The sequence below is a fragment of the Zavarzinia sp. genome (assembly GCF_041650655.1).
In the GTDB taxonomy this organism is placed as follows: Bacteria; Pseudomonadota; Alphaproteobacteria; order Zavarziniales; family Zavarziniaceae; genus Zavarzinia.
Map to the genome: position 1 here is coordinate 1 of NZ_JBAZKR010000129.1, position 9,582 is coordinate 9,582.

Below are 9,582 nucleotides of genomic sequence, written 5' to 3' on the forward strand. Positions count from 1 at the left end.
CCGCTGAAGCCGACACCTGGCGCCTGATCGGTGATGCCACCCGTCTCGCCTTCGCCGACCGCGAGCGCTGGCTGGGCGATCCCGACCGCCTGTCGATCCCGCTCCGCGGCCTGCTGGCACCCGGCTCCCTGGCCCTTCGCGGCAAGCTGCTGGGCGGTGCGCGGGCGCTCGATGCCGTAACGCCCGGCATTCCGGCGATGGACGACGGCGCATTGCCCGCCCTGCCCGGCCGGGGCGAGACGCCGGAACTGCCCTCGACCACCCAGGTGGTGATCCGCGACGGCGACGGCGATCTCCTCTCCTATACCGGCACGATCGAGAACGGCTTCGGCTCGCGCCTCATGGTGCGCGGCTTCCTGCTCAACAACGAATTGACCGATTTCTCCTTCATTGCCTCGGACCCCGACGGAAGGCCGGTGGCCAATCGGATCGAGGGCGGCAAGCGGCCGCGCTCGTCGATGGCGCCGGTCATCGTCTTCGACGGCGAGACCCCGGTGCTGGCCCTGGGCAGCCCGGGCGGCAGCCGCATCATCGGCTTCGTCACCCAGGCCCTGATCGCGCGCCTGGCTTGGCGCATGGAACTGCCGGCGGTCGTCGCCATGCCGCACCTGATGAACCGCTTCGGCCCCTTCGAGGTCGAGGCCGGCACGGCGGCCACCGGGCTCGTCCCGGGGCTCCAGGCACTCGGCTACAGGGTCGAAGTCACGGACCTCAATTCCGGCCTCGCCGCCATCGCGATCGGCGGCGACGGCAGGCTCGATGGCGCCGCCGATCCGCGACGGGAAGGCGTCGCCCTCGGCCGCTGATCAGGCCGGTTTCACCGCGGCTTCGAGTTCGGCCAGCGCCTCCCCGGTATAGACCGCGATCTTCTGCATCGAGGGCAATGCGTCGCGGTCGCCGGTGAAGCCGAGGTTGAACTGGCCGGCATAGGACAGCACGGTGATGTTCAGCGCCTGGCCGTCGAACAGCAGCGAGACCGGATAGATCTGTTCCAGCCGCGCCCCGTCGAAATAGAGCGGCTGCGCCGGACCTGGAACGTTCGAGATTACCAGGTTGTTCATCGGCCGCGTCATGGTGCCGAGGCCGAGCATGAGTTGCACCATATAGGGCGTCATCAGGAGCAGCGTGTAATCTTCGATAGCGCCGGGCGACATCGCCTGCAACGCCTCCTTGGCGCTCTGGGCGGAACGGCCGATCGCACGGATACGCTCCAGGGGATCGGCGATATCGGTGTGCAGATTGACGAAGATCGTGGTGATGGCATTGCCGATCGTCACGTCCCCGCCCGGCCGGATCGAGACCGGCACCGAGGCGGTCAACGGCTTTGCCGGCAGCTCGCCGAGTTCCGAGAGATAGCGGCGCAGCGAGGCGGAACAGAGGGCCAGGAAGACGTCGTTCACCGTGGCATCGGCCGCTTTGGCCAGGGTCTTGATCCGGGTCAGGTCGTAATGCTGGGTGGCGAAGCGCCGCTTGCCGCGGATCTTGCCGTTGAGGATCGTCGCCGGTGCGCCGTAGGGGAAGGCCGGCCCGTCCTCGCCGCCCTTGCGGGCGCCACGCGCCAGCTTGCCGATCGCCTTCACCGCTTCGAGACCGGACTTGAACTGCTCGCGTCCCAGGCTCAGCAGGCGGTCGATCAGCCGTCCCTGGTCGACCGCCTCGTCGTCGGCCTGTTTCGAGCGGTGGCCCATGCCCACTTCCCAGGGCGGCGGCAGGCCGCGGGCGTCCGCATCGGTCGACAGGAAGCGGCCGAGCAGGCGCATCCCGCCCATACCGTCGATCTGCGAATGATGGACCTTGGTGTAGAGGGCGAAACGGTTGTTCTCCAAGCCCTCGATGACATGGCATTCCCAGAGCGGCCTGCTGCGATCGAGGGGGTTGGAATGCAGGCGCGAGACCAGGATGCCCAGCTCGCGCTCGCCGCCCGGCCGCGGCAGGGCGGAATGACGAAAGTGATAGTCGAGGTCGACATCCTCCGGCCGGAGTTCCTCCCAGGCCGGCAGCACGGCCGAGAGCAGGCCGGGACGGAGACGCAGGTTGAAGGGCGGGGCATATTTGGTGCGCTGGCGCCATTCCGCGACCAGCGAGCCGAGATAGCCGGGCGGTGCCCCGGGGGGCAGCGAAAAGATCGCCAGCGAGGCGACATGGACCGGCTTGTCGCGCTTTTCGATATGGAGCCAGGCGGCGTCCGTCGGCCTCAGGACTCGTGTCACCATGTTCCCCCCTCGTTTTCTTCATGCGACAGGGGCGGCGCGAAGGCGTCAAGGGGGCACGCCGAAAATCGACATCAAAGCGGCGGCGTTTCGCCCGGCGCGCCCTGGGCGCGCAGCAGGTCGCGGAACGGTCCCGGCCGGGCCGCCAGTTCGACCGGCGTGCCCTGATCGACGATATGCCCCGCCTCCATGACGACGATCCGGTCGAAACCGGCGAGGGTGGACAGGCGATGGGCGATGGCGATCACCGTGCGCCCCTGCATCAGGCGGTCCAGGGCGCGCTTGATCGCCGCCTCGGATTCACTGTCGAGCGCCGAGGTGGCCTCGTCGAGCAGCAGGATCGGCGCATCCTTCAGGAGCGCGCGGGCGATCGCCAGGCGCTGGCGCTGCCCGCCGGAGAGCTTCACCCCGCGGTCGCCCACACGGGTGTCGAAACCTTCGGGCAGGGCCTCGATAAAATCCCGCGCCACCGCCGCTTCGGCCGCCGCCAGCACGGCTTGGCGCGAGGCCTCCGGATCGGCATAGGCCAGATTGTCGTAGACCGTGCGGTGGAACAGGGCGACGTCCTGGGGCACCACGGCGACCGCGGCACGCAGGCTCGCCTGGGTCACCTGGGCGATATCCTGGCCGTCGATCAGGATGCGCCCGGCCGAGGGATCCCAGAAGCGTTGCAGCAGGGCGGCGACCGTGCTCTTGCCCGCGCCGGAGCGGCCGACCAGGCCGACCCGCTCGCCCGCCGCGACATGGAGCGTGAAACCGTCGAGGGCCGCTGCCCGCCCGGGATAGGCGAAGGTGACGGCCTCGAAATCGATCGCACCGCCCCGCGCCACCAGGGCGGCGGCACCTGGAACATCCTTGATCTCATGCTCGACCAGAAGCGTGTTCAGCGCCTCGTCCAGGCGGGCGACATGCTGGGTCAGGCCGACCAGGGACATGGCGAGTTCCCGGCTGCCATGCAGAATGGAAAAGCCGAGGCCGGTCACCATGACGACCTCGCCGACCGTCGCCTGCCCCGCCTGCCAGAGGCTCAGCACCCAGGCGAGCAGGCCGGTGGCGCAGGCGGCGACGGCGACGGCGTGGACCAGCCGCAGGTTTTCGAGATACATGGTGCTGGCGAGCCGGGTCGCCATTTCGCGCGCGATGCCGGCGCCGATCCGCCGGCCCTCGCGGAAGGTGGCGCCGAAGGCCCGCACCACGCCGAGATTGCCGACCACGTCGACCAACTCGCCGTCCAACTCGGCGGCCGCCGTCGCGTGGGCTCGGTGCAGCGCGCCGCCACCGGCCGAGAGCCTGAACATCAGAGCGGAAAGACATGCTGCAATCGCCGTCAGTCCGGCCGCCATGCCGGCATCGACGGTGGCGACCGCCGCGACCGAACCGACGAGCGAGAGCAGCGGCGGAATGACCCCCCAGGTCACGGTCGAGGACAGCGACAGGGCGGCATCGGCGGCGCCCGAGATGCGCGAGGCGAGCGTGCCGGGCAGGCGGTCGGCGAAATAGCGCGGCCCGTGGCCGGCGAGATGGAGGAAGAGGTCACCCCGCATCTCCCCCGTGATGGCGACGAAGAGCCTGGCCGAGGCCCAGCCCCCGATGCGCCAGAGCGCATTGTCGGCGACGATCAGCCCGGCCATGACGGCGAAGGCGGCCCAGACGGCAGCGGCGGCGCTTGGCCCCGCCCCTGCACGGTCGACCAGTTCCTTCATGGCGAATTGGCTGGCGACACCGGCCAGCACGGCGCCGATCACGACGACTGCCAGACCGGCGAAGCCCAGGGTGTGGTGCGCGAAATAGTGCCCCAGAAAGGCGAAGGGCCGCCCGCGGTAGCAGGTCGGCCCTTCGGTCCCGATGGCGGGCAGGATCGGCCGCTTACGGCAGGACGATCTCGACCCGGCGGTTCTGCGGCTCGCGCACGCCGTCCGGCGTCGGCACCAGGGGGGCGCTCTCGCCCTTGCCGACGGTGACGATCTCGGCCGCGTTCAGGCCGAGGGCGATGAGCTGGGCCTTCACCGCTTCGGCCCGGCGCAGCGACAAGGCCTTGTTGTAGCCAGGCGAGCCGGAGCGGTCGGCATGGCCGGTCAGCTCGATCCGGCTGGTGCCCAGGCTGACGGCGGCATGGGCGGCGTCCTGGATGATGGTCGCCGCCTGTTCCGTGATCGCCGCCGAATTCCAGTCGAAGAAGACCATGAAGGAGCGCGCCATGGCGGCATCGGCCGGGGTCGCCGGCTCGGTCTGGGGCGCCGGCGGCGGGGGCGGCGTATAGGAGTCGAAGGTGTAGATCAGGCCGGCCTGGAGATTCTGCTCCGTCACCGAGCCGTCCAGATTGGCCGATTTCACGTTGGTGACGCCGAGATAGCGATAGTCGACGAAGGCCGCGACCGGGCCGCCCAGGCCCACTTTGGCGCCGACGATGCCCTGATAGGCGAAGCCGGCATCATGGCCGCCGTCGGCGAAGACCCAGCCCGCACCGAGGCCGACGCCGACATAAGGCGTGACCGGCGAGCTGTTCTCATATTCGTAGAGGACGTTGCCCATGGTGGCGAGGATGCCGGTCTGGCCGTCCGCGGGATAGGTGCCGACCGAGGCGCCGTCGACCGTGGCGTTCTTGTAGCCATTGTTCGAGAAGCTGCGGTAGTCGACCTGGGCCTCGGCCCGGATGGCGCCGTAGTCGTACCCGAACAGGGCGCCACCGCCGAAGCCGTTGTCGAGGTCGAGCTTGCCGCTGTCGGCCGTGCCGTTGCCGTTGAAGTCGCCGGCCGCGTCGATCGAGCTCGGGATCGAATAGCCGAGGTAACCGCCGATATAGGGGCCGGAACTCCCCTCAGCCCAGGCGGGCGCCGCGCCCGCGGCCAGGATGCCGCCGACCAGCGCCGCCGCGGTCTTCGAGGTAATGAAGCGCATGAATGCCCCCTGAGCACTGTGACGTGTCCAATATTTCTTCTAGCACCCGAGCCCCGCGGCCTCAATCGCGCCGGGGCGCTCTTTCGCACCGCAATACGGTTAATATGTCGCGGCGGGGACAAATGGCGGCCTCACTGCCCCTGCCGAAGCGGTTTCCCCCGGCGGCGAAGCCGCGCTAAGTTGCCGCCCGCCCTCCCGAAACCCCAGCCTTGCCGAGACCCATGGCCGACCTCACCCAGGACCAGCTCGTCGCCCGCCATTACGAGGCCTTGCCCTATCCGGCGCGCAACCCGCGCGACGAGGCCAAACGCCTGATCGAGGGCAGCCCCGGGGCGCTGCCCGAAATCCGCCATTGGATCTTCGGCGGCCGGCTGCCGAAGCGGATGCGCCTGCTCTTTGCCGGGGGCGGTACCGGCGACGGCTGCATCATGCTGGCCCAGCAGCTCGCCGATGCCGGGATCGAGGCCGAGATCAGCCATCTCGACATGTCGGCCGCGGCCCAGAAGGTGGCGGCGGAGCGGGCCGCCGTGCGCGGCCTTTCGATCGATTTCGTGCAGGGCTCCCTGCTCGAGGTCGAACGCCTGGCCCCGGGCCCCTACGACTACATCGACTGCTGCGGCGTGCTGCACCATCTGGACGACCCCGCGGCCGGCCTCGCCGCGCTGCGATCCGTGCTGGCGCCGGGCGGCGGCATGGGCCTCATGGTCTATGGCCGGATCGGGCGGAGCGGCGTCTACGACATGCAGGAGGCACTGCGCATCCTGGCCCCGGAACAGGCCCCGCCGGCGGCCCGGATCGCGGTCGCCAAGCGCCTGCTGCCCGGCCTGCCGCCGACCAACCGGCTGCGCCGCAACGAGGCGATCCAGGACCATGTCGCGGGCGGCGATGCCGGGATCTTCGATCTCCTGCTGCATTCGCGCGACCGCGCCTATGACGTCGAGGATTTCGTCGCCCTGATCGAGGACGGCGGCCTCGGCCTCGCCTGCCTGATCGATCCCCTGCGCTACCGGCCTGAGACCTATCTGCTCGATCCCCAGCTCCGCCGCCTGGCGGGCGAACTGCCGCCGCGGGAGCGGGCGATCCTGGCCGAACGGCTGGCCGGCAACCTGTCCCACCACATCGCCTATGTCGTCCGCCCGGAGCACGAGGCGGTGCCGCCCGATCCCCTGGCCCCCGAGGCTGTCCCAGTCTGGTCACGCACGGACGGGGCGCAGTTGGCCGCGGCACTGGGCAGCGACCGGGTCCTGAAGATCACGGTGGACGGGCTCCCGCTCCGCCTGCCGCTGCACCAGGCGGCCCCGTCGATCCTGCGCCGGATCGACGGCAAGGCGAGCGTCGGCCAGATCGCGGCGGCTGCCGGCGTCGCCGGCTTCGAGCGGGCCTGGCCTTCGATCTTCGAGACGCTGAACGGGATCAGCCGGCTTTTCCTGCGCCTTCCTTGAGCTTGTGGCCGTAGATCAGCCACAGGTTCCGGGCATAGATCACCAAGCCGCCGGCTTGCCCCGCGATGAACACCGGGTCTTCCCGGTGGATCGCATAGCCGAGCAGGACGACGCCGCCGCCGACCGAGAAGAACCAGAAAGCCACCGGCACCAGGCTGCGCTTGGCCTTTTCGCTGGCGATCCATTGCACCACGAAGCGCATGGTGAACAGGGCCTGGCCGGCAAAGCCGATGATGATCCAGAGAGTGGTGTCGTGCACAATGAACTCCGGGGCTCGAACGGCCGCCTTATAGACGGAAAAGGCCCCCTTGTCCCCTGGCTTGACGGCGCTCAGCCGCCCCCGGCGGAGAGCCAGAAATCGCTGCTCACCGCCCGGCCGGCGGCGTCGACCACGGTCACGCTGGCGCGGCCCAGTCCGTCCGGCTGCCATTCCGCCTGTCGGCGGAAGGGTGCTGTGGCGATCGGACGCCCGTTGACCAGGAAGGTGAGCGGCATCAGGCCGCCCTGGACGCGGAGCAGCACGGTGGGCAGGCTGCCGTCGGGCGCCCGGGCGATTTCGACCGTGCTGCCGCTGATCGGCATGGTCAGGCGCGGGGCTGCGCGGTCGCCGCTGTCGAGGGCGATGCCGTCGCTCCGCTTGGAGCCGAGGCGCTTCAGTCCGGGCGGCAGCTCGTTCTGGGTCGCGATCAGGGTGCCGGGCGGCGGCGGCGGGCGGCGCACCGCCTCGGGCCCCGGTGGCGGCAACATGCCGAAGGCGGCGAAGACGATCGGCGCCGCGGCCTCGCGCCCCATGCGCCCGGGCGAGAAGGACCCGTCCGGCCGCCCGACCCAGACGCCGACCGTGTAATCCGGGTCGAAGCCGATCGCCCAGGCATCGCGGAAACCATAGGACGTGCCGGTCTTATAGGCGATCTGGCGCGCCCCGCCGGTCGCCTCGCCCTGCAGCAGATGGGGCGGCGGCGGCGTGTCGCGCAGGATCGAGGCGACCTGCCAGGCCGCCGAGGGCGAGAGGAGCTGCACCGCCTGGCCGGCCGGATCATCCGCCCGGTCGCGCAGCGGCAGCGCCCGGCCGCCATCGGCGAGGCCGGCATAGAGGGTGACCAGGTCACGCAGCGTGACGCCGACACCGCCCAGCGCGATCGGCAGGCTCGGCTCAGCCCCCGGCTCGGGCAGGCGGAGGGTGACGCCCGCCTCGGCCAGGCGGCCGGCGAAGCGCCGCGGCCCGACCCGGTCCAGCACGGCAACGGCGGGAATGTTGAGGGAGAGCTGGAGCGCTTCGGCGAGTTTCACCTCGCCCCGGTACTGGCGGTCGAAATTCTTCGGCGCATAACCGCCGAAATGCATCGGCCGGTCGACCACGATGGTCTCGGGATGGCAGATCAGGTCTTCGAAGCCGAGGCCGTAGATGAAGGGTTTCAGGGCCGAACCGGGCGAGCGGATGGCGACCGTCATGTCGATCGGCCCGGCCCGGCTGCGATCGAAATAGGACGAGGAGCCGACCGAGGCGACGACCCGCCGGCCGTCGTTGGCGACCACCAGGATGGCCAGGTTCGCCGTCGGCTCCAGCCCGTCGACCAAGCGCGCCGCCAGCACCTCCAGGCGGGATTGCAGGCTGCGGTCGATATTGCTGGTGACGACCGAACGCTGGGGCTCCGCCCGGTGCAGCCGCTCGGCCAGATGAGGGGCCAGGAAGGGCGCGTCGAGCCGGGCGACCGGCACCGCCTCTTCCATCGCCTCGCGTGCCTGCGCCTCGGCGATCACGCCGGCTTCCGCGACCCGGCGCAGCACTTCGTCGCGCTGTGCCCTGGCGACCGCCGCGTTGCGGTCGGGCCGGCGCCGTTCGGGCGACTGCGGCAGGGCGACCAGCAGGGCCGCCTCGGCCGCGGTCAGGCTGGAAGGCTCCTTGCCGAAATAGAACAGGCTGGCGGCGCGGACACCTTCGAGATTGCCGCCGAAGGGCGCCAGGGTCAGGTAGAGGCCCAGAATCTCGTCCTTCGAGAAATGCCATTCGAGCTGCAGCGCGCGCGCCATTTCGATCAGCTTGGCGCCGATCGTGCGCGGCCGGGGCTCGATCAGCCGGGCCGTCTGCATGGTCAGGGTCGAGGCGCCGGAGACGATATGGCCGGCCGCCAGCGCCTGGCCCGCGGCGCGCAGCACGGCCAGGGCATCGACGCCCGGATGATCGGCGAAGCGCCGGTCCTCATAGGCGATCAGCATCTTCAAATAGAGGGGATCGACATCGGCCGGGGCTGCCGTGAAGCGCCAGATGCCGTCCGCCGTCTGGAAGGCGCGCAGGGGCTCGCCGCCGGCATCGAGCACGACGGAAGAACGCTCCGCCACCCGGTCGAGCGGCAGGGGAAACAGGCGGTCGAAGGCAAAGGCCCCGCCGAGCAGCAGCACGGCGAAGACGATCACGCCGGCGCCCAAGCGGCGCAGGCGGGCCACTGTGAACAGCCGCCCCGGCGTCAAGCCGACCTCCCCTTCACGTCGCGTCCCCCTCGCTCACGACTCCTGCGACCGGCGCAGGATACGCCGATCGGAGCACGGCTGGAAACGGCCCGCGATGAAGCAGGTCACAGCGCCCGGCGATACTGCCGCGACGCCAAGCCACCACCCCGCGCGCCGGTCCACGACCGGCGGCACGAGGCTCGGGCGGCACGGGCCTTGGCCCGGCGGATCAGATCATTGAGTCGTGATACGGTTCAGCTCGTCCTTGATGCGCAGCTTTTCGCGCTTGAGCTTGGCGATGATCGAAGGATCGGGCATCGGCCGGTGCTCTTCGGCGGTCAGCTCCCGATCGATCGAGGCATGACGCTGACTGAGACTAGCGGTACGCGCTTGCAGGCTCATTCGCATCCTCCCTTGTCTTGGGACTGTCATGATAAGCACGCATCAGGTTCCGCGTCAGCCCGAATCCGGTCCCGCAGCGCATCGATTCGATGCGGCACCGCAGCACCCGCCAAAGCCCCCCGCCAAAGCCCCCCGCCCAAGCCGTTGACCCCATGGGCCGGGCGACCCACCTTGGGCCCGCC

At 70.2% G+C, this 9,582-nt stretch carries 8 protein-coding genes; 2 read left to right on the forward strand and 6 right to left on the reverse strand.

Annotation, left to right across the window (positions count from 1 at the left end):
- Window positions 1–806 (forward strand): gamma-glutamyltransferase (locus WC493_RS19930; RefSeq protein WP_373067797.1); only part of this gene is annotated, 806 nt, incomplete at its 5' end.
- On the opposite strand, the gene WC493_RS19935 is transcribed toward WC493_RS19930, so the two are convergent.
- The 3 genes from WC493_RS19935 to WC493_RS19945 form a co-directional block, all read right to left on the reverse strand.
- On the reverse strand, window positions 807–2,213 hold the full coding sequence (locus WC493_RS19935) for a wax ester/triacylglycerol synthase family O-acyltransferase (protein WP_373067799.1): 1,407 nt from the start codon (window positions 2,211–2,213) through the stop codon (window positions 807–809).
- A gap of 71 nt (window positions 2,214–2,284) precedes the next feature.
- A complete protein-coding gene (locus tag WC493_RS19940; protein ID WP_373067802.1) occupies window positions 2,285–3,955 on the reverse strand; it encodes an ABC transporter ATP-binding protein in 1,671 nt (556 codons plus the stop codon).
- 121 nt (window positions 3,956–4,076) lie between these two features.
- Window positions 4,077–5,108 (reverse strand): OmpA family protein, encoded by a 1,032-nt coding sequence (locus WC493_RS19945; protein WP_373067804.1) that lies wholly within the window; start codon window positions 5,106–5,108, stop codon window positions 4,077–4,079.
- Window positions 5,109–5,329: 221 nt separating this feature from the next.
- On the opposite strand from WC493_RS19945, the gene WC493_RS19950 reads away from it, so the two are divergent.
- On the forward strand, window positions 5,330–6,550 hold the full coding sequence (locus WC493_RS19950) for a class I SAM-dependent methyltransferase (protein ID WP_373067807.1): 1,221 nt from the start codon (window positions 5,330–5,332) through the stop codon (window positions 6,548–6,550).
- Here the strand turns inward: WC493_RS19950 and WC493_RS19955 are convergent.
- From WC493_RS19955 to WC493_RS19965, 3 genes are all read right to left on the reverse strand, one after another.
- A complete protein-coding gene (locus WC493_RS19955; RefSeq protein WP_373067809.1) occupies window positions 6,522–6,809 on the reverse strand; it encodes a lipid-A-disaccharide synthase N-terminal domain-containing protein in 288 nt (95 codons plus the stop codon). The genes WC493_RS19950 and WC493_RS19955 overlap by 29 nt on opposite strands.
- A 71-nt stretch (window positions 6,810–6,880) precedes the next feature.
- A complete protein-coding gene (gene pbpC / locus WC493_RS19960) occupies window positions 6,881–9,019 on the reverse strand; it encodes a penicillin-binding protein 1C (RefSeq protein WP_373067811.1) in 2,139 nt (712 codons plus the stop codon).
- A 213-nt stretch (window positions 9,020–9,232) separates the two neighbouring features.
- Complete coding sequence (locus WC493_RS19965) at window positions 9,233–9,400, reverse strand: YdcH family protein (RefSeq protein WP_373067813.1); 168 nt, start codon at window positions 9,398–9,400, stop codon at window positions 9,233–9,235.
- Between the last annotated feature and the right edge of the window lie 182 nt (window positions 9,401–9,582).